This is a genomic window from Pseudomonas sp. P7758, from assembly GCF_013386485.1.
In the GTDB taxonomy this organism is placed as follows: domain Bacteria; phylum Pseudomonadota; class Gammaproteobacteria; order Pseudomonadales; family Pseudomonadaceae; genus Aquipseudomonas.
In genome coordinates this window covers 13,701-32,878 of the sequence record NZ_JACARS010000036.1, presented here as the reverse complement: position 1 = coordinate 32,878, position 19,178 = coordinate 13,701, and the positions used below count along the sequence as shown (strand labels likewise).

Sequence of the window (19,178 nt, the reverse complement as noted above, 5' to 3'; positions counted from 1 at the left end):
TGCCCGCTTTTGATTTGGCTGTTGCTTTTGCTCTTCAACACTCAAGACCCCATACAAGCCCTCACCCAAATAACGGATATACACCCTTAAACCAAAACCTGGCCCAACTCTTGCTCTACCTCCTGTTACCGCACCCTCGACCCCTGTGCGGCGGAGACTCTTGACTATGGCAATCACCCCGAATTCGCTCCTTCAGGCAGCCCTTGCGGCCAAGCCTCAAGCGCCCGCTGCCAATCCACCGGCAGTGGCTGCGAACCCGCGGGACAAGGCCCCGGGCTTCGCTCAGGTGTTCGCCAACCAGGCCCCTGCGCCGGCGGCAAAACCTGCCGACACCCCCATCAAATCCACCCGCGACAAGCCTGCGGACAACAGCCCCAAGCCCGTCGCCAACAACGACAAGCCTGCCGCCGGTACCCCATCGGTTGCCGATAACGGCAAGACTTTGCCTGCCAACCCGCCGGCCAAGGCGGACACCCCGGACACCACCGCCAAGTCAGACGACGATGCCCCGGCAGACGATCCGTCCCTGGCCCAGCAACCTCCGGTCGACCCCGCCGTAGACCCGGCGCTGATAGCCGCGGTAGTCCCTGTCCCCGTCCCCGCTACGCCGGCGCCCGTCGAGACCCCGACGCCGGCCACCGCGAAGGATGACAAGAACCAGCCAGTCGTGGCGCCACCGATTGCCGCGACCGACGACGCCAAGCCCGCCTTCGATCCCGAGGCCGATCCGCTGGATGCAATGCCCGCCGTGCGCCTGGCCATGGAGCAGGGCGGACACGTGTCCGCCAGCAGCCAGGCCCCGGCAAAAACCGCCCCGGCCCCGACCCAGGATCAGCCGACCGCCGCGCAAAACTTCGTCACAGGCCTGGCCAATATGGTCGACCAGCAAGCGTCCAAGGACAGCACCGACCAGGGCGGCGACAAAGCCTTTGCCGGTCTGATCGACGGCGGCCTCAAGGATTTGAAGGACGCCAGCAGCGACACCCGTGTCGATGACTTCGCCAACCGCCTCGCCGCGCTGACCCAGGCTGCCACGCCGAAAACTGCGAATGCCCTGCCGCCGGTGGCCAACGCGCCATTGGCCATGCACCAGAGTGGCTGGACCGATGAGGTGGTGAACCGGGTCATGTACCTGTCCAGCGCCAACCTCAAGTCGGCAGAGATCCAGTTGCAGCCCGCTGAGCTGGGGCGCCTGGACATCAGCGTGAAGATGTCCGCCGACCAGCAGGCGCAAGTCACCTTCATGAGCGGCCATGCGGTGGTGCGTGAAGCCCTGGAAAGCCAGTCGGGCCGCCTGCGGGAGATGTTTGCCCAGCAGGGCATGGGCCAGGTCGACGTCAACGTGTCGGACCAGTCCCGTGGCTGGCAGGGGCAGCAGGACCAGCAACAGCAGAACCAGGCTCGCGGCGTCAGCGGCAGTGGCGGGCGGGGTGATGGGGTTGATGGCGGCGGTATCGGTGAGGTGGCTGAAGTGGCCGCGCCGGTGGTGCAGTCGGTGATTGGCTCCAGTGCCGTGGACTACTACGCCTGATCCGAGGCCTGGCGATGATCAAAATGTGGGAGCGGGCTTGCTCGCGAATACGGAGTGTCAGTCACCGTTACAGGTGCTGATCCACCGCTTTCGCGAGCAAGCCCGCTCCCACATTGGTTTTGCAGTGTCGGCGAAACCGTGACCGAACTGACAACTCTGGCATAACACTTGCTCTTGCCTTTCCCCAGAACTATGAATCCCAGAATAGTGACGGATTATTGGCATGGCGAAGAGCGACGACGCAGCAAAAGCACCCGCAGGCAAGGGCAAGCTCAAGCTTATCCTGCTGATTGTCCTGGCCTTGTTGCTGGCGATCGGCCTGTCCGTGGGGGCTACCTGGTACTTTATGCACAGTGCCCAGAGCAAACCGGCCGCCACGGCCGAGGTCAACCCCAACGTCAAGCAACCGGCAATCTTCGAGCCGATGCTGCCGGCGTTTGTCGCCAACTTCAATCAGAACGGCCGTCAACGCTACCTGCAGGTGAGCATTACCCTGCTGGCGCGTAACCAGGCAGACCTGGATGCCCTCAAGGTGCACATGCCAGTGATCCGCAACAACCTGGTGATGCTGTTTTCCGCCCAACCCTTCGACACCCTCGCCACCCCGGTGGGCCAGGAAATGCTGCGCCAGAAGGTCACTGCCAGCGTGCAGGAAGTGGCCCAGAAGGAAGTCGGCAAACCGGTGATCGAGCAGGTGCTCTTCACTAATTTCGTATTGCAGTAGGATCACGACATGGCCGTGCAGGACCTGCTGTCCCAGGATGAAATCGATGCGCTGCTCCATGGCGTCGACGATGGTCTGGTACAGACCGAAATGGCTGCCGAGCCCGGCAGCGTCAAAAGCTACGACCTGACCAGCCAGGATCGCATCGTCCGTGGACGCATGCCGACCCTGGAAATGATCAACGAGCGTTTTGCCCGTTACACCCGTATCAGCATGTTCAACATGCTGCGCCGCTCGGCGGACGTGGCAGTGGGCGGCGTGCAGGTGATGAAGTTCGGTGAGTACGTGCACTCGCTGTACGTGCCCACCAGCCTCAACCTGGTGAAGATCAAGCCGCTGCGCGGCACCGCGCTGTTCATCCTCGACGCCAAGCTGGTGTTCAAGCTGGTGGACAACTTCTTCGGCGGCGATGGCCGTCACGCCAAGATCGAAGGCCGTGAATTCACCCCGACCGAGTTGCGGGTGGTGCGCATGGTGCTGGAGCAGGCCTTCATCGACTTGAAGGAAGCCTGGCAGGCGATCATGGAAGTCAATTTCGAGTACATCAACTCGGAAGTGAACCCGGCCATGGCCAACATCGTCGGCCCCAGCGAAGCCATTGTGGTCTCCACCTTCCACATCGAACTCGATGGCGGCGGCGGCGACCTGCACGTGACCATGCCGTACTCGATGATCGAGCCGGTGCGCGAAATGCTCGATGCCGGTTTCCAGTCCGACCTCGACGACCAGGACGAACGCTGGGTGAAAGCCCTGCGCGAAGACCTGCTGGACGTCGACGTACCCCTGAGCGCCACCGTGGCCCGTCGCCAGCTGCGTTTGCGGGATATTTTGCACATGCAGCCGGGGGATGTGATTCCCGTCGACTTGCCGGAAGAACTGATCATGCGCGCCAACGGCGTGCCGTCGTTCAAGGTCAAGCTCGGTTCTCACAAAGGCAACCTGGCGTTGCAAGTGATCGAACCGATCAACCGTCGCTGATCCACCTTAATTTCTGCTCCGCCGAGGACATGTAATGGCTACCGAACACGAAAACACTTCCGCCGAAGACCAGGCCCTGGCTGACGAGTGGGCGGCTGCCCTGGAAGAAACCGGCGATGTCGGCCAGGACGATATCGATGCACTGCTGGCGGCCGATGCGGCCACTGCACCGGTTGGCAACCGCCTTCCCATGGAAGAGTTCGGCAGCGTGCCGAAGAACAATGACCCGGTGACCCTCGACGGTCCGAACCTGGACGTGATCCTCGACATCCCGGTGTCGATCTCCATGGAAGTCGGCAGCACCGAAATCAACATCCGCAACCTGCTGCAGCTCAACCAGGGGTCGGTGATCGAGCTGGACCGCCTGGCCGGCGAGCCGCTGGACGTGCTGGTCAACGGCACGCTGATCGCCCATGGCGAAGTGGTGGTGGTCAACGAGAAGTTCGGCATCCGCCTGACCGACGTGATCAGCCCGAGCGAACGCATCAAGAAGTTGCGTTGATATGAAGCGCTCATTGGTAGGACTGTTATCGACGCTGCCCTTGAGCGTAATGGCAGCAGAACCGGTTGCCCAGGCGGCTGCGCCTGCGCTTGGCAGCGGTGTGGGCGGGCAACTCACCCAGTTGGTGCTGGGGTTGTTGCTGGTGGTGGGGCTGATCTTCGTGCTCGCCTGGGTGCTGCGCCGCGTGCAGCGCATCGGCCCGGGCAATGCCCAGGTCATCGAGCTGGTGGGTTCACGCGCCCTTGGCCCGCGGGACAGGCTGGTGCTGGTGCAGGTCGGCGACGAGCAGATCCTGCTGGGCATCACCCCCGGTCGCATCACCCCGTTGCACGTGCTCAAGTCGCCTGTGGAAGTGGCCCAGACCCAAGCGGCCACGCCGGAATTCGCCCAGCGCCTCATGGAGTTGCTGGGCAAGGATCAGAAGGATAAGAAGTAATGCGCGTTTTATTGACGCTCATGCTGTTGCTGGCAGCGCCGCTGGCGTACGCAGCAGACCCGTTGTCGATCCCGGCGATCACCCTGGGCACTAACGCGGCGGGCGCGCAGGAGTATTCGGTCAGCCTGCAGATCCTGCTGATCATGACCGCGCTGAGCTTCATCCCCGCGTTCGTGATGCTGATGACCAGCTTCACCCGCATCATCATCGTGTTCTCGATCCTGCGTCAGGCCCTCGGCCTGCAACAGACGCCGTCGAACCAGATCCTCACCGGCATGGCGCTGTTCCTGACGCTGTTCATCATGGCGCCGGTGTTCGACAAGGTGAACCAGCAAGCCCTGCAACCGTACCTGGCGGAGAAAATGACCGCCCAGGATGCGATCGACAAGGCCCAGGGCCCGATCAAGGATTTCATGCTGTCGCAGACGCGCTCCAGCGACCTCGAGTTGTTTGTGCGGTTGTCCAAGCGTACCGACATCGCCAGCCCCGACATGGCGCCGCTGACCATCCTGGTGCCGGCGTTCGTGACCTCGGAGTTGAAGACCGCGTTCCAGATCGGCTTCATGATCTTCATTCCGTTCCTGATCATCGACCTCGTCGTGGCGAGTGTGCTGATGGCCATGGGTATGATGATGCTGTCGCCGCTGATCATTTCGCTGCCGTTCAAGATCATGCTGTTTGTGTTGGTGGACGGGTGGGCGCTGATTATCGGCACCCTGGCCGGCAGTTTCGGTGGGGTGTAGGCCATGACGCCAGAAGTAGCAGTCGACCTGTTTCGCGAAGCCCTGTGGCTGACCACCATGATGGTCGCCGTGCTGGTGGTGCCGAGCCTGTTGGTGGGCCTGTTGGTGGCGATGTTCCAGGCCGCGACCCAGATCAACGAACAGACCCTGAGCTTTTTGCCGCGCCTGCTGGTGATGCTGATCACCCTGATCGTCGCCGGCCCGTGGCTGGTGCAAACCTTCATGGAATACATCCTGCAGCTGTACGGCAGTATTCCGCAGTTGATCGGCTGACCCCGTGAATTCGATGCTGGCCTTGACCGACACCCAGATCAGCACCTGGGTGGCCTCGTTCATCCTGCCGTTGTTCCGGGTCACGGCCGTGCTGATGACCATGCCGGTGTTCGGCACCACCCTGGTACCACGGCGCATCCGCCTGTATTTCGCGGTGGCGATCACCGTGGTCATCGTGCCGGGCTTGCCGCCGATGCCACCGGTGAATGCCCTGGACCTCAGTGCAATGATGCTGATCGCCGAGCAAATCATCATCGGCGCCTTGCTGGGCTTCTCCCTGACGCTGTTCTTCCAGGCCTTCGTGATCGCCGGGCAAATCATCTCGATCCAGATGGGCATGGGCTTCGCGTCCATGGTCGACCCTACCAACGGCGTGTCGGTGGCGGTGATCGGGCAATTCCTGACGATGCTGGTGACCTTGCTGTTCCTGGCCATGAACGGCCACCTGGTGGTGTTCGAGGTGATGACCGAAAGTTTCACCACCTTGCCGGTGGGCAGCGGGTTGGTGGTCAATCATTTCTGGGAGCTGGTGGGGCGCTTGAGCTGGGTGCTCGGTGCATCCCTGCTGCTGGTATTGCCGGCGATCACTGCGCTGCTGGTGGTCAACATCGCCTTTGGCGTGATGACCCGGGCGGCGCCGCAGTTGAACATCTTCTCCATCGGTTTCCCGTTGACCCTGGTGCTGGGCATGGGGATTTTCTGGGTCGGCATGGCTGACATTCTCAATCAGTATCAACCGCTGGCGACCGACGCCTTGCAGTTTTTACGTGACTTGGCGCGGGCGCGGTAAGCCATGGCCGAGAGCGAGAGTGGCCAGGACAAGACAGAAGACCCCACGGAGAAACGTAAAAAGGACTCCCGGGAAAAGGGCGAGATTGCCCGCTCCAAAGAGCTCAACACCCTGGCGATCATGCTCGCCGGTTCCGGCGGCCTGCTGATCTACGGCGGTGGCCTGGCCCTGGACCTGATGGAGTTGATGCGCCTGAATTTCTCCCTGCCCCGCGACGTGCTGCTGAGCCCGGGGGCCATGGGCTTGTACCTGCTGCACTCGGGCAAGATCGCGATCCTCGCGGTGCAGCCGATCCTCATCACCTTGTTGCTGGCGGCCCTGATCGGCCCGATTTCCCTCGGCGGCTGGCTGTTTGCCGCCGGCAGCCTGGCGCCCAAATTCAGCCGGATGAACCCGGCGGCCGGGCTCAAGCGGATGTTTTCCACCAAGGCCCTGGTGGAACTGCTCAAGGCCTTGGCCAAGTTCATCCTGATCCTGTTTGTGGCGTTGACGGTGTTGTCGTCCGACATCGACGACCTGCTGCGCATCGCCCATGAGCCGATCGAGCTGGCGATCATCCACAGTGTGCAAGTGGTGGGCTGGAGTTCGCTGTGGATGGCCTGCGGGCTGATCCTCATTGCTGCGGTGGATGCGCCGATCCAGCTGTGGGAAAGCCACAAGAAACTGCTGATGACCAAGCAGGAAGTGCGCGACGAGCACAAGGACCAGGAAGGCCGGCCCGAGGTCAAGCAGCGGATTCGCCAGCTGCAGCGCGAGATGTCCCAGCGCAAGATGATGGCCTCGGTGCCCGATGCCGATGTGGTCATCACCAACCCGACCCACTACGCCGTGGCGCTCAAGTACGACCCGGAGAAGGGTGGGGCGCCGATGTTGCTGGCCAAGGGCAGTGATTTCACGGCGTTGAAAATCCGCGAGATTGCGGTAGCCAATGACATCCTGCTGCTGGAATCGCCGGAGTTGGCGCGGTCGATCTTCTACTCCACCGACCTGGATCAGGAAATTCCGGCCGGGTTGTATCTGGCGGTGGCTCAGGTGTTGGCGTACGTGTATCAGATCCGCCAGTACCGGGCGGGCAAGGGCAAGCGGCCGGATCCGCTGAAGGACCTGCCGATTCCGCCGGATTTGCGTCGGGATTCCTGATTTTGTAGCGTCCCTCCTGGCCTCTTCGCGAGCAAGCCCGCTCCCACATTTGACCGTGTATATCCCGTATAAACGCGGTCAAATGTGGGAGCGGGCTTGCTCGCGAAGGCGTCCGCCCAAACAACAAAAATCCCCCTGAGCGTTCCCGCAATTGCATCTCGCACCGTGTAAGTCGCCGGCGAGGGCGCTACCACAATCAGCGTGGCGAGGGAGCTTGCTCCCGCTGGGGTGCGAAGCGCCCCCAATAAAGCTACCGCGGTGATTCAGGCAAAGCGCGCAAGCCGTTCCGGGGCTGCTGCGCAGCCCAGCGGGAGCAAGCTCCCTCGCCACAGGTGATGTGCACGCGGCGGTATGTCGTTGCTGGCCGCCGGAACGATCTGCTTCCTCAAGCAAAAGTTGGAAGGCTTCTTGCAATACCGCCTCCAGGACGCTTCCCGGCGTCAAAAGTTTGCTTCAAGGAAACGAGGAATACCGGTGGATCGCTCTCAAATGCTCAGCACGGCCCGTGGCACCCTGACTGACCTCTCGCGAGGCAATCTGGGTGTGCCGTTGTTGTTGCTGGTGATGCTGGCAATGATGATGTTGCCGATGCCGCCGTTCCTGCTGGATGTGTTCTTCACCTTCAACATTGCGCTGTCGGTCGTCGTGTTGCTGGTGTGCGTATACGCCCTGCGGCCGCTGGATTTCGCGGTATTCCCGACCATCCTGCTGATCGCCACCCTGCTGCGGCTGGCGCTTAACGTGGCTTCCACCCGGGTGGTGATGCTCCACGGCCAGGACGGCCACGCCGCCGCGGGCAAGGTGATCCAGGCCTTCGGCGAGGTGGTGATCGGCGGTAACTACGTGGTCGGTATCGTGGTTTTTGCGATCTTGATGATCATCAACTTTGTGGTCGTGACCAAGGGCGCCGGGCGGATTTCCGAGGTGAGCGCGCGTTTTACCCTCGACGCGATGCCCGGCAAGCAGATGGCGATCGACGCCGACCTCAACGCCGGCCTGATCGACCAGAACCAGGCCAAGGCCCGTCGCCTTGAAGTCGCCCAGGAAGCCGAGTTCTACGGTTCCATGGACGGTGCCAGCAAATTCGTGCGCGGCGACGCCATCGCCGGCCTGTTGATTCTGTTTATCAACCTGATCGGCGGCATGGCGGTCGGCATCTTCCAGCACGGCATGACCTTCGGCGACGCCGGCAAGGTTTACGCCCTGCTGACCATCGGTGACGGTTTAGTGGCGCAATTGCCATCACTGTTGTTATCTACAGCTGCGGCGATCATGGTGACCCGTGCTTCGGGCTCCGAAGACATGGGCAAGCAGATCAGCCGGCAGATGTTTGCCTCGCCCAAGGCGCTGGCGGTGGCGGCAGGCATCATGGCGATCATGGGCATCGTGCCGGGCATGCCCCATGTCTCGTTCCTGAGTATGGCCGCCATGGCCGCCGGCGGTGCCTACCTGTTCTGGAAAAAACAAAACAACATCAAGGTGATTGCCCAGCAGGAAGTGGCGCGCCAGCAGGAACTGCTGCCATCGCCGGCCCGCGCCCTGGAAACCAAGGAGCTGGGCTGGGACGACGTGACCCCGATCGACATGATCGGCCTGGAAGTCGGCTACCGCCTGATTCCCCTGGTGGATCGCAACCAGGGCGGGCAATTGCTGGCGCGGATCAAGGGTGTGCGCAAGAAGTTGTCCCAGGACCTGGGCTTCCTGATGCCCACCGTGCACATTCGCGACAACCTCGACCTGGCCCCGAGCGCCTACCGCCTGACCCTGATGGGGGTGATTCTGGCCGAGGCCGAGATCTACCCGGACCGCGAACTGGCGATCAACCCGGGCCAGGTGTTTGGCAGCCTCAACGGGATTACCGCCAAAGATCCGGCTTTTGGCCTGGAAGCGGTATGGATCGAAATCAGCCAGCGCAGCCAGGCGCAGTCGCTGGGCTACACCGTGGTCGACGCCAGCACTGTGGTCGCCACCCACCTCAACCAGATTCTGTACAAGCACTCCCACGAGCTGATTGGCCACGAAGAAGTCCAGCAACTCTTGCAATTGCTGGCCAAGGCCTCGCCAAAACTCGCCGAAGAGCTGGTACCGGGTGTGCTGTCCACCTCGCAACTGCTCAAGGTGCTGCAAGCGCTGTTGGCCGAGCAGGTGCCGGTGCGGGACATTCGCAGCATTGCCGAAGCTATCGCCAACAATGCCGCCAAGAGTCAAGATACTGCCGCCCTGGTGGCCGCAGTGCGCGTCGGATTGTCGCGTGCAATCGTCCAAAGCATTGTAGGGCTTGACTCCGAGCTGCCTGTTATCACCTTGGAACCAAGGTTGGAACAAATATTGCTCAATAGTATTCAGAAGGCTGGGCAGGGCGCTGATGAGGGCGTGTTGCTGGAGCCAAGCATGGCAGAGAAGCTGCAACGTTCGTTGATCGAGGCCGCGCAGCGCCAGGAAATGGAAGGCCATCCGGTGATCCTGCTGGTGGCTGGCCCCGTCCGGGCGATGTTGTCGCGGTTTGGACGCCTGGCTATACCGAATTTGCACGTATTGGCTTACCAGGAAATTCCTGACAATAAGCAAGTGACTATCGTCGCGACAGTAGGGCCCAACGGCTGAGGTAGTGGGATATGCAAGTGAAGCGTTTTTTCGCCGCCGATATGCGTCAGGCCATGAAACTGGTACGTGATGAGTTGGGCGCCGACGCTGCGATTATCGGTAACCGTCGTATTGCCGGCGGTGTGGAGCTGACGGCTGCCCTGGATTACAAACCCTCGGCCCTGGCGCCGCGCGTGCCGAACATGGAACTGGAAGACGAGCTGCGCAAGACCGCTTCGCGCATTGTCTCGGCCCAGGCTGAACTGAGCATGCGTGGCGACAGCGACGCCTCCACCAATCGCCAGCTGTTTGCCGGGCTGCCGTTGACCGCGTCCGAGCCGCTGGTAGAGCCGACTTTTGTTGAACCACCGCGTCCTGCTGCGCCAGCCCCGGCGCCGGCGGTAGACCAGCGGGTGTTCGACTCGATGCGCTTCGAACTCAACGGCCTGCGTGAACTGCTGGAAGTGCAGCTGGGTTCGCTGGCCTGGAACCAGTTGCAGGGCAGCCAGCCACAACAGGCCAACCTGTGGCGTCGCCTGCAACGCATTGGCCTGTCCGGCCCGTTGTCCCGCGACCTGCTGCAACTGACCACGCAAATTGAAGAGCCTCGCCAGGCCTGGCGCATGCTCCTGGCCCACCTGGCGCGGATGATCGTCACCCCGGAAATCGAACCCCTGGAAGAAGGCGGTGTGATTGCCATGGTCGGCCCGGCCGGCATGGGCAAGACCACCACCCTGGCCAAGCTGGCCGCACGTTACGTGCTCAAGTACGGCGCCCAGAACATCGCGCTGGTGAGCATGGACAGCTACCGCATCGGCGCCCAGGAACAACTCAAGACCCTGGGCCGTATCCTCAATGTGCCGGTGACCCACGTCGACCCGGGCCAGTCCCTGGCCAACGCCCTCGACCCATTGCTGCGCAAGCGCGTGGTGCTGATCGACACCGCCGGCCTGCAAGCCAGCGACCCGGCCCTGCGCATGCAACTGGAAAGCCTGGCCGGGCGCGGGATCAAATCCAGAAACTATTTGGTGCTTGCCACTACCAGCCAGAAGCAGGTATTGACCGCCGCCTACCACAGCTACAAGCGCTGCGGGCTGGCGGGTTGCATCCTGACTAAACTGGATGAGACGGCAAGCCTGGGCGAAGTATTGAGCCTGGCAATCAGTCATGAATTACCGGTCGCCTACCTGACCGACGGGCCGCGGATCCCGGATGATCTGCATCTGCCGCGCCGTCATCAGTTGGTCAGCCGGGCTGTCAGCGTGCAAATGCAGGAAGAACCCAGTGAGGAAGCTATGGCTGACATGTTTGCTGACCTCTACCACAGCCCGAACAAGCGAGTTGGCTGAGGCATCATGGCTTTCTATTTAAAAATGACAGTGAAAAGTATCTACATCGATGGCCTGCCAGCAGTTCGCGCGGCCAACTTATGTAGCCTGCGTCTAAGCAAGACAAGGTAAAGAAATAAAATGGGCAGCATGCATCCCGTACAGGTGATCGCGGTGACCGGCGGCAAAGGTGGCGTCGGGAAAACTAACGTGTCAGTGAATTTGTCCCTGGCCCTGGCAGAGCTTGGCCGTCGCGTCATGCTGCTGGATGCTGACCTGGGGCTGGCGAACGTCGACGTTCTGCTGGGACTGACGCCCAAACATACCCTGGCCGATGTGATTGAAGGCCGCTGTGAGCTGCGCGACGTACTGTTGCAAGGCCCCGGCGGGATTCGCATCGTGCCGGCCGCTTCCGGCACCCAGAGCATGGTGCACCTGAGCCCGGCGCAACATGCCGGCCTGATTCAGGCGTTCAGCGACATCGGCGACAACCTCGACGTGCTGGTGATCGACACCGCCGCCGGGATCGGCGAGTCGGTGGTCAGCTTCGTGCGCGCAGCCCAGGAAGTGTTGCTGGTGGTGTGCGACGAACCCACCTCGATCACCGACGCCTACGCCCTGATCAAACTGCTCAACCGCGACTACGGCATGAACCGCTTCCGCGTGCTGGCCAACATGGCCCAAAGCCCGCAGGAAGGGCGGAATCTGTTCGCCAAGTTGACCAAGGTCACGGATCGCTTCCTCGATGTCGCCTTACAATACGTTGGCGCAGTTCCTTACGACGAGTGTGTGCGCAAGGCCGTGCAAAAGCAGCGTGCGGTCTATGAAGCGTTCCCTCGTTCGAAGTGCGCATTGGCGTTCAAGGCTATTGCCCAGAAGGTCGATACCTGGCCGTTGCCCGCCAATCCCCGGGGGCATCTGGAGTTTTTCGTCGAGCGATTGGTGCATCAGACGAGCGCAGGACCGGTGCTATGACAGCCAGCGGCTACAACCTTTACAAGAAGTCGGCACGTGACAGTCAAGTCGAATTGATCGAGCGCTATGCGCCCCTGGTCAAGCGCATTGCCTATCACCTGCTGGCGCGCTTGCCTGCCAGCGTGCAGGTCGAGGACTTGATCCAGGCCGGGATGATCGGCCTGCTTGAAGTGTCGACCAAGTACGACGCGAGCAAGGGCGCGAGTTTCGAGACATACGCGGGTATCCGTATCCGTGGGGCCATGCTCGATGAAGTGCGTAAAGGTGATTGGGCGCCGCGATCAGTGCACCGCAATACGCGGATGGTGAGTGACGCAATTCGCTCAATTGAAGCAAAAACCGGTCGCGACGCTAAAGATCATGAAGTTGCGGCCGAACTCCAATTGAGTCTCGACGATTACTACGGGATTTTGAACGATACCTTGGGCAGCCGGCTGTTCAGTTTCGACGACCTTTTGCAGGATGGCGAACATGAAGGGCTGCACGAGGACGGCGCGAGTGCCCATCTCGAACCGTCACGGGACCTGGAAGATGAACGCTTCCAGAGCGCGCTGGCGGACGCGATAGCCAATTTGCCGGAGCGTGAGCGACTGGTGTTGGCGCTGTACTACGACGAAGAGCTGAACCTCAAGGAAATCGGTGAGGTCCTGGGGGTCAGCGAATCGCGGGTCAGCCAGTTACACAGCCAGTGCGCGGCCCGCTTGCGGGGGCGTTTGGGAGAGTGGCGAGCGCGCTGACAGGCAGTGTGGGGACACTGCGAACGATACCGTCCAGGCCCTGCGCCCGGACGGGCTTGGCCCGTGGTGCGCCCCCGGTAGTCCTTTTTGTGTAACGCCTGTTGATTGATATGGCGCGCCCAGGTGCTGGGCGCGTTTAAGACTGCTTGGAGGTCGAATTGGACAAGAACATGAAAATCCTCATCGTTGATGACTTCTCAACGATGCGGCGGATCATAAAAAACCTGTTGCGTGACCTTGGGTTCACTAACACGGTCGAGGCGGATGACGGTATTACGGCGATTCCGATCCTCAACAGCGGGAGCATCGACTTTCTGGTAACGGACTGGAACATGCCGGGCATGACCGGTATCGATCTGCTGCGCCACGTGCGCGCTGATGAAAAACTGCGCAGCCTGCCTGTGCTGATGGTGACCGCTGAAGCCAAGCGTGAACAGATCATCGAAGCCGCCCAGGCCGGGGTCAACGGCTACGTGGTCAAGCCATTCACTGCACTGGCCTTGAAAGAGAAGATCGAAAAGATCTTCGAACGCATCGGTCATTGATGCTGCCACGGGGGAGCTATGGAGCATAAAGAATCATCGCAGGCCGACTTTGAGTCGACCCTGAAAAAACATGCTCATCAACTCGTCGAAAGCCTTGAAAGAGGCCAGTTCGGCGACGCGGTGCAGTTGATCCATGAGCTCAACCAGACCCGTGACCGCGGCCTGTACCAGGAAGTGGGCAAGCTCACCCGTGAGTTGCACAGTGCGATAGTCAATTTTCAGATTGACCCGCACATGCCCCAGGCCGAGGAAATCTCGCAGATCACGGATGCCACCGAACGCCTGTCCTACGTGGTCAGGCTGACTGAGGCGGCGGCCAACCGCACCATGGACCTGGTGGAAAACGCCACGCCTCTGGTCAACGGTATGGCCAGTGAAGCCAAGGCCCTGAGCACTGACTGGGGCCGGTTCATGCGTCGGGAAGTGGGCGCTGAGGAGTTTCGTGAGCTGGCGCGTCGGGTCGAGGGCTTTTTGTCCCGCAGCGAGCAGGAAAACCGCACGGTTTCCAGCAACCTCAATGACATTCTGCTGGCCCAGGATTACCAGGACCTCACCGGTCAGGTGATCAAGCGTGTGACCCAACTGGTCACCGAAGTGGAAAGCAACCTGCTCAAACTGGTGTTGATGGCGGGCCAGGTCGACCGGTTTGCCGGCATCGAACATGACCGCGCAGCGATCCTTTCTGAAAAAGATCCACAAAAACACCTCGCCAAGGGTGAAGGTCCGCAGATTCATGCCGATAAACGTGAAGACGTTGTATCCGGGCAAGACGACGTAGACGATTTGCTGTCCAGTTTAGGCTTCTAAGGAGCACACCCATGAGCTTCGGCGCCGATGAAGAAATCCTTCAGGATTTCCTTGTAGAGGCCGGCGAAATTTTAGAGCAACTGTCCGAACAACTGGTCGAGCTGGAAAGCCGACCGGATGATGCGAACCTGCTCAATGCAATTTTTCGCGGTTTTCACACTGTAAAAGGGGGCGCCGGCTTCCTCCAGCTCCACGAGCTGGTGGAGTGCTGTCACATCGCCGAGAACGTGTTCGACATCCTGCGCAAGGGTGAGCGGCACGTCGACTCGGAACTGATGGACGTGATCCTGGAAGCACTGGACGCGGTCAACGGCATGTTCAGTGAAGTGCGCGAGCGCGCACCGATCACTGCCGCCACGCCGGAACTGCTGGCCGCCCTGGCGCGCCTGGCGGAACCTGCGGCCAACGCTCCCGTGGTGGAAGCAGTGGCTGAGCCGGTTGCCGAGCCTGCGGGCGACGTGACCGACAGCGAATTTGAACAACTGCTGGACTCGCTGAACGCCGTCAAGGCCGAAGCCGAAGCGCCGGCAGCCAGTGCGCCGGCCATGGTGCCGACCACCGAAGACATTACCGACGCCGAGTTCGAGTCGTTGCTCGACCAGTTGCACGGCAAGGGCCAGTTTGCCCCGGACGCGGTGGCCGCAGCGCCAGCGCCAACGGAAGCCGCGGCGCCCGTCAGCAATGAAATCACCGACGACGAATTTGAAGCGCTGCTGGACCAGTTGCACGGCAAAGGCTCGTTTGCCGCCGAGGCTCTGCCGGAAGTCGCCGCAACGGCCGCCGCGCCTGCGGCACCCGCTGCTGCGCCGGCCGCCGATGGACTGATCTCCGATCACGAATTCGAAGCCCTGCTGGATGAACTGCACGGCAAGGGCAAGTTCACCGAAGTGGTCGGCGCTGCTGCACCGGCTGCTGCCGCGGCTGTCGCAACACCGGCTCCTGCCGCCAAGGCTGCCGCGCCTGTCGCAGCGAAAGCGGCTCCGGCTCCGGCTCCGGCTCCGGCTCCAGCCCCGGCCCGGGCTGCCACGGCTGCCCCGGCCCCGGACAAGCAACCGGCCAGTGAAGCCGAAACCACCGTGCGGGTTGATACCGCGCGCCTGGACGACATCATGAACATGGTCGGCGAACTGGTGCTGGTGCGTAACCGCCTGGTGCGCCTGGGCCTGAACAGTGGCGACGAGGCCATGCAAAAGGCCGTGTCGAACCTCGACGTGGTCACCGCAGACCTGCAGACCGCCGTCATGAAGACCCGGATGCAGCCGATCAAGAAAGTCTTCGGCCGTTTCCCGCGCCTGGTTCGCGACCTGGCACGCCAGCTCAAGAAAGAGATCAACCTGGAACTGGTGGGTGAAGAAACCGACCTCGACAAGAACCTTGTCGAGGCCCTGGCCGACCCGCTGGTCCACTTGGTGCGCAACGCGGTCGACCACGGTGTCGAGACGCCGGAAGAGCGCGAAGCCTCGGGCAAGAACCGCCAGGGCAAAGTGATCCTGGCGGCCGAACAGGAAGGCGACCATATCCTGCTGTCGATCACCGATGACGGCAAAGGCATGGACCCCACGGTACTGCGCAACATTGCAGTCAAGCGTGGGGTGATGGACAAGGACGCCGCCGACCGCCTCACCGACACCGAGTGCTACAACCTGATCTTCGCCCCGGGCTTCTCCACCAAGACCGAGATTTCCGACGTGTCGGGCCGTGGCGTGGGCATGGACGTGGTGAAGACCAAGATCAGCCAGCTCAACGGCTCGATCAACATCTACTCGACCAAGGGCCAGGGCTCGAAGATCGTCATCAAGGTGCCGTTGACCCTGGCGATCATGCCGACCCTGATGGTGATGCTGGGCAACCAGGCGTTCGCCTTCCCGCTGGTCAACGTCAACGAAATCTTCCACCTCGACCTGTCGCGCACCAACGTGGTGGACGGCCAGGAAGTGGTGATCGTGCGCGACAAGGCGTTGCCGCTGTTCTACCTCAAGCGCTGGCTGGTGGCTTCGGCCAAGCATGAAGAGCAGCGCGAAGGCCATGTGGTGATTCTTTCCGTGGGCACCCAGCGTATCGGCTTCGTGGTCGATCAACTGGTGGGCCAGGAAGAAGTGGTCATCAAGCCTTTGGGCAAAATGCTGCAGGGAACCCCGGGCATGTCGGGTGCGACCATTACCGGTGACGGTCGGATCGCGCTGATTCTGGATGTTCCGAGCATGCTCAAGCGTTACGCCGCACGGCGTATTTGATTCGGCCCGGGCAGGGCGGTTGTCCCTCGCCCGGCCTAACGGAGTGTTTATGGTAGTCAAGGTCCTGGTGGTGGACGATTCGGGTTTCTTCCGCCGCCGCGTCTCGGAAATTCTTTCATCGGATTCCAATATCCAGGTGGTCGGCACGGCCACCAACGGCAAAGAGGCGATCGATCAGGCCCTGGCCCTCAAGCCGGACGTGATCACCATGGACTACGAGATGCCGATGATGGACGGCATCACGGCGGTGCGGCACATCATGCAGCGCTGCCCGACGCCGGTGTTGATGTTCTCCTCGCTGACCCACGAAGGCGCCCGGGTCACCCTGGATGCGCTGGATGCCGGCGCGGTGGACTTCCTGCCGAAGAATTTCGAAGACATCTCGCGCAACCCCGAGAAGGTCAAGCAGATGCTCTGCGAGAAGGTGCACAGCATCTCCCGCAGTAACCGTCGCAGCCTGTTCAGTGCGCCGGCGCCCGCTCCCGTTACGCCGCCACCGGCCGCCCCGAGCACCTTTGGTCGCCCGGCGCCGGCACCGGTTGCGCGCCCGGCCGCCGCCCCGGTGCGTACGGCTGCGCCCGCCGCACATTCACCTGCGCCCAAGCGCAAGGCCTACAAGCTGGTGGCCATCGGTACGTCCACCGGCGGTCCGGTGGCCTTGCAGCGGGTGTTGACCCAATTGCCGGCCAACTTCCCGGCGCCGATCGTGTTGATCCAGCACATGCCGGCCGCGTTCACCAAGGCGTTCGCCGAGCGCCTGGACAAGCTGTGCCGCATCAGCGTCAAGGAAGCCGAGGATGGCGACATCCTGCGTCCGGGTCTGGCGCTGCTGGCCCCCGGTGGCAAGCAGATGATGGTCGATGGCCGTGGTGCGATCAAAATCCTGCCGGGTGACGAACGCCTGAACTACAAGCCGTGTGTGGATATCACCTTCGGTTCCGCGGCCAAATCCTACGGCGACAAAGTTTTGGCGGTGGTGTTGACCGGCATGGGCGCCGACGGCCGTGAAGGCGCGCGCCTGCTCAAGCAGGGCGGCAGCGCGATCTGGGCCCAGGATGAAGCCAGCTGCGTGATCTATGGCATGCCCATGGCCATCGTCAAGGCCGACCTGGCCGACGCCGTCTACAGCCTGGACGACATCGGCAAGCACCTGGTGGAGGCTTGCCTCTGATGGATGTATTGAGCCTGATTGGCATCATCATGGCGTTTGTCGCGATTATCGGCGGCAACTACCTTGAAGGCGGCCACCTGGGCGCCCTGGCCAACGGCCCGGCGGCGTTGATCGTGATCGGCGGCACCGTGGGCGCGGCGTTGTTGCAGTCGCCCATGAGTTCGTTCAAGCGCGCGATGCAGATCCTCATCTGGATTATTTTCCCGCCGCGTGTCGACTTGCCGGGCGGCATCGACCGGGTGGTCAACTGGAGCCTCACGGCGCGCAAGGAAGGCCTGCTCGGGCTGGAAGGCGTGGCCGATGCCGAGCCCGACAGCTACGCACGCAAAGGCCTGCAACTGCTGGTGGACGGCGCCGAGCCGGAAGCGATTCGCAGCATCCTCGAAGTGGACTTCTACACCCAGGAAAGCCGCGACATCAACGCTGCCAAAGTCTTTGAAAGCATGGGCGGCTACGCGCCGACCATCGGCATCATCGGTGCGGTGATGGGCTTGATCCACGTGATGGGCAACCTGGCCGATCCGTCGCAACTGGGCAGCGGGATTGCCGTGGCGTTCGTCGCCACCATCTACGGCGTGGCCAGTGCCAACCTGGTGTTGTTGCCGGTGGCCAGCAAGCTCAAGTCGATCGCCCTGCGCCAGTCGCGTTATCGCGAGATGTTGCTCGAAGGCATCCTCTCGATTGCCGAGGGTGAAAACCCGCGCTCCATCGAATTGAAGCTCCAGGGCTTCATGGATTGATGGGAGGTATTTGTTGTGAGCCGTCGCCGCCGCGAGCCTGAAGAACACGTCAACCATGAACGCTGGCTGGTGTCCTACGCCGACTTCATTACGTTGCTGTTCGCGTTTTTTGTGGTGATGTACTCCATTTCCTCGATCAACGAAGGCAAGTACAAAGTCATTTCCCAGGCGCTGATTGGCGTGTTCAACGACGCTGACCGCGCCCTCAAGCCGATACCCATTGGCGAAGAACGCCCCAAGACCGTGACCCCGGCCAAGCCGCTGGTCAACGACAGCGATGAAACCGCCGCCGGCATCGGTGGCACCAGCGACCCGCTGAAAAGCATCGCCGATAACATCAGCGCGGCCTTTGGCGACCTGATCAGCTCCAACCAGATGACCGTGCGCGGCAATGAGTTGTGGGTCGAGATCGAGCTCAATTCCAGCCTGCTGTTCGCCAGTGCCGATGCAATGCCCAGCGACCAGGCGTTTACCATCATCGACAAGGTGGCGGCGATCCTGAAGCCGTTTGAAAACCCGGTCCACGTTGAAGGCTTTACCGATAACCTGCCGATCAGTACCGCGCAGTACCCGACCAACTGGGAGCTGTCTTCGGCCCGGGCGGCGAGTATTGTACGAATGCTCGCGATGCAGGGTGTGAACCCCGGGCGCCTGGCGTCGGTGGGTTACGGCGAGTTCCAGCCGGTGGCCAATAACGCCACGGCGGAAGGCCGTGCGCGCAACCGTCGGGTGGTGCTGGTGGTGTCGCGCAACCTGGACGTACGCCGCAGCCTGACCGGTACCGGCACTGCCAATGCAACACCGGATGCCGCCTTGAAGCGGGCTGGCACACAAACTGCACCAGCGCCCGTAAAGGCGCCGGTTCGCGGGAGTGCCGTCAATTCTCCGTCACCGGCTCTATAACCCCATGCAATTTCTCGGTCGAGCCTGTGCCTGCCGGG

General features: G+C 61.9%; 19 protein-coding genes. All 19 read left to right on the top strand.

Annotated elements, in window-relative coordinates:
• Positions 1–166: 166 nt before the first annotated feature.
• The 19 genes from HX873_RS09240 to motD all read left to right on the top strand — a co-directional run bounded on the left by HX873_RS09240 (position 167) and on the right by motD (position 19,140).
• Positions 167–1,531 carry a flagellar hook-length control protein FliK gene (locus HX873_RS09240; RefSeq protein ID WP_177122597.1) on the top strand — a complete coding sequence of 455 codons (1,365 nt, stop codon included), beginning with the start codon at positions 167–169 and terminating at the stop codon, positions 1,529–1,531.
• A 223-nt stretch (positions 1,532–1,754) separates the two neighbouring features.
• Entirely contained in the window at positions 1,755–2,255 is a 501-nt protein-coding gene (fliL, locus tag HX873_RS09235) for a flagellar basal body-associated protein FliL (protein ID WP_003214560.1), read from the top strand.
• A 9-nt stretch (positions 2,256–2,264) separates the two neighbouring features.
• Positions 2,265–3,233, top strand: coding sequence for a flagellar motor switch protein FliM (fliM, locus tag HX873_RS09230; RefSeq protein WP_003214559.1), 969 nt, complete (start codon positions 2,265–2,267; stop codon positions 3,231–3,233).
• Positions 3,234–3,267: 34 nt separating this feature from the next.
• Positions 3,268–3,735, top strand: coding sequence for a flagellar motor switch protein FliN (gene fliN / locus HX873_RS09225; RefSeq protein ID WP_003214557.1), 468 nt, complete (start codon positions 3,268–3,270; stop codon positions 3,733–3,735).
• 1 nt (position 3,736) lies between these two features.
• Positions 3,737–4,171 carry a flagellar biosynthetic protein FliO gene (gene fliO / locus HX873_RS09220; protein WP_023659254.1) on the top strand — a complete coding sequence of 145 codons (435 nt, stop codon included), beginning with the start codon at positions 3,737–3,739 and terminating at the stop codon, positions 4,169–4,171.
• Positions 4,171–4,914 (top strand): flagellar type III secretion system pore protein FliP, encoded by a 744-nt coding sequence (fliP, locus tag HX873_RS09215; protein WP_003214554.1) that lies wholly within the window; start codon positions 4,171–4,173, stop codon positions 4,912–4,914. Before fliO ends, fliP begins: the two co-directional genes overlap by 1 nt.
• 3 nt (positions 4,915–4,917) lie before the next feature.
• A complete protein-coding gene (fliQ, locus tag HX873_RS09210) occupies positions 4,918–5,187 on the top strand; it encodes a flagellar biosynthesis protein FliQ (RefSeq protein WP_003214552.1) in 270 nt (89 codons plus the stop codon).
• A gap of 13 nt (positions 5,188–5,200) precedes the next feature.
• A complete protein-coding gene (fliR, locus tag HX873_RS09205) occupies positions 5,201–5,977 on the top strand; it encodes a flagellar biosynthetic protein FliR (protein WP_003214551.1) in 777 nt (258 codons plus the stop codon).
• A 3-nt stretch (positions 5,978–5,980) separates the two neighbouring features.
• A complete protein-coding gene (gene flhB, locus HX873_RS09200; RefSeq protein WP_087694331.1) occupies positions 5,981–7,117 on the top strand; it encodes a flagellar biosynthesis protein FlhB in 1,137 nt (378 codons plus the stop codon).
• A gap of 489 nt (positions 7,118–7,606) precedes the next feature.
• Positions 7,607–9,721 carry a flagellar biosynthesis protein FlhA gene (flhA, locus tag HX873_RS09195; RefSeq protein ID WP_023659255.1) on the top strand — a complete coding sequence of 705 codons (2,115 nt, stop codon included), beginning with the start codon at positions 7,607–7,609 and terminating at the stop codon, positions 9,719–9,721.
• An 11-nt stretch (positions 9,722–9,732) separates the two neighbouring features.
• Complete coding sequence (flhF, locus tag HX873_RS09190) at positions 9,733–11,049, top strand: flagellar biosynthesis protein FlhF (protein WP_003214543.1); 1,317 nt, start codon at positions 9,733–9,735, stop codon at positions 11,047–11,049.
• A 120-nt stretch (positions 11,050–11,169) separates the two neighbouring features.
• On the top strand, positions 11,170–12,003 hold the full coding sequence (fleN, locus tag HX873_RS09185; RefSeq protein WP_003192912.1) for a flagellar synthesis regulator FleN: 834 nt from the start codon (positions 11,170–11,172) through the stop codon (positions 12,001–12,003).
• Positions 12,000–12,740: an RNA polymerase sigma factor FliA gene (gene fliA, locus HX873_RS09180; protein ID WP_008434817.1), complete on the top strand. Its 741-nt coding sequence runs from the start codon at positions 12,000–12,002 to the stop codon at positions 12,738–12,740. The genes fleN and fliA overlap by 4 nt, the downstream gene beginning before the upstream one ends.
• A gap of 170 nt (positions 12,741–12,910) precedes the next feature.
• The gene (locus tag HX873_RS09175; protein ID WP_005790040.1) at positions 12,911–13,285 is read left to right on the top strand and encodes a chemotaxis response regulator CheY; all 375 of its coding nucleotides are present in this window, start codon (positions 12,911–12,913) and stop codon (positions 13,283–13,285) included.
• Between the two features lie 18 nt (positions 13,286–13,303).
• Positions 13,304–14,092, top strand: a complete 789-nt coding sequence (locus HX873_RS09170; protein ID WP_003214538.1) for a protein phosphatase CheZ — start codon at positions 13,304–13,306, stop codon at positions 14,090–14,092.
• Positions 14,093–14,103: 11 nt separating this feature from the next.
• Positions 14,104–16,326, top strand: coding sequence for a chemotaxis protein CheA (locus tag HX873_RS09165; RefSeq protein WP_177122596.1), 2,223 nt, complete (start codon positions 14,104–14,106; stop codon positions 16,324–16,326).
• 49 nt (positions 16,327–16,375) lie between these two features.
• A complete protein-coding gene (locus HX873_RS09160) occupies positions 16,376–17,497 on the top strand; it encodes a chemotaxis response regulator protein-glutamate methylesterase (protein ID WP_008434810.1) in 1,122 nt (373 codons plus the stop codon).
• Positions 17,497–18,237: a flagellar motor protein gene (locus HX873_RS09155; protein WP_003210645.1), complete on the top strand. Its 741-nt coding sequence runs from the start codon at positions 17,497–17,499 to the stop codon at positions 18,235–18,237. The genes HX873_RS09160 and HX873_RS09155 overlap by 1 nt, the downstream gene beginning before the upstream one ends.
• 15 nt (positions 18,238–18,252) lie before the next feature.
• Entirely contained in the window at positions 18,253–19,140 is an 888-nt protein-coding gene (motD, locus tag HX873_RS09150) for a flagellar motor protein MotD (RefSeq protein ID WP_003210644.1), read from the top strand.
• The last annotated feature ends 38 nt before the right edge of the window (positions 19,141–19,178 follow it).

Excerpts from the sequence above, each read along its gene's own strand:
- HX873_RS09165 (WP_177122596.1), top strand. The coding sequence starts at position 14,104 with ATGAGCTTCGGCGCCGATGAAGAAATCCTTCAGGATTTCCTTGTAGAG.
- flhF (WP_003214543.1), top strand. The coding sequence starts at position 9,733 with ATGCAAGTGAAGCGTTTTTTCGCCGCCGATATGCGTCAGGCCATGAAA.
- HX873_RS09175 (WP_005790040.1), top strand. The coding sequence starts at position 12,911 with ATGAAAATCCTCATCGTTGATGACTTCTCAACGATGCGGCGGATCATA.
- flhA (WP_023659255.1), top strand. The coding sequence starts at position 7,607 with ATGCTCAGCACGGCCCGTGGCACCCTGACTGACCTCTCGCGAGGCAAT.
- HX873_RS09240 (WP_177122597.1), top strand. The coding sequence starts at position 167 with ATGGCAATCACCCCGAATTCGCTCCTTCAGGCAGCCCTTGCGGCCAAG.
- fliA (WP_008434817.1), top strand. The coding sequence starts at position 12,000 with ATGACAGCCAGCGGCTACAACCTTTACAAGAAGTCGGCACGTGACAGT.
- fliM (WP_003214559.1), top strand. The coding sequence starts at position 2,265 with ATGGCCGTGCAGGACCTGCTGTCCCAGGATGAAATCGATGCGCTGCTC.
- fliP (WP_003214554.1), top strand. The coding sequence starts at position 4,171 with ATGCGCGTTTTATTGACGCTCATGCTGTTGCTGGCAGCGCCGCTGGCG.
- HX873_RS09170 (WP_003214538.1), top strand. The coding sequence starts at position 13,304 with ATGGAGCATAAAGAATCATCGCAGGCCGACTTTGAGTCGACCCTGAAA.
- fleN (WP_003192912.1), top strand. The coding sequence starts at position 11,170 with ATGGGCAGCATGCATCCCGTACAGGTGATCGCGGTGACCGGCGGCAAA.
- fliO (WP_023659254.1), top strand. The coding sequence starts at position 3,737 with ATGAAGCGCTCATTGGTAGGACTGTTATCGACGCTGCCCTTGAGCGTA.
- fliL (WP_003214560.1), top strand. The coding sequence starts at position 1,755 with ATGGCGAAGAGCGACGACGCAGCAAAAGCACCCGCAGGCAAGGGCAAG.
- fliN (WP_003214557.1), top strand. The coding sequence starts at position 3,268 with ATGGCTACCGAACACGAAAACACTTCCGCCGAAGACCAGGCCCTGGCT.
- fliQ (WP_003214552.1), top strand. The coding sequence starts at position 4,918 with ATGACGCCAGAAGTAGCAGTCGACCTGTTTCGCGAAGCCCTGTGGCTG.
- HX873_RS09155 (WP_003210645.1), top strand. The coding sequence starts at position 17,497 with ATGGATGTATTGAGCCTGATTGGCATCATCATGGCGTTTGTCGCGATT.
- flhB (WP_087694331.1), top strand. The coding sequence starts at position 5,981 with ATGGCCGAGAGCGAGAGTGGCCAGGACAAGACAGAAGACCCCACGGAG.
- HX873_RS09160 (WP_008434810.1), top strand. The coding sequence starts at position 16,376 with ATGGTAGTCAAGGTCCTGGTGGTGGACGATTCGGGTTTCTTCCGCCGC.
- fliR (WP_003214551.1), top strand. The coding sequence starts at position 5,201 with ATGCTGGCCTTGACCGACACCCAGATCAGCACCTGGGTGGCCTCGTTC.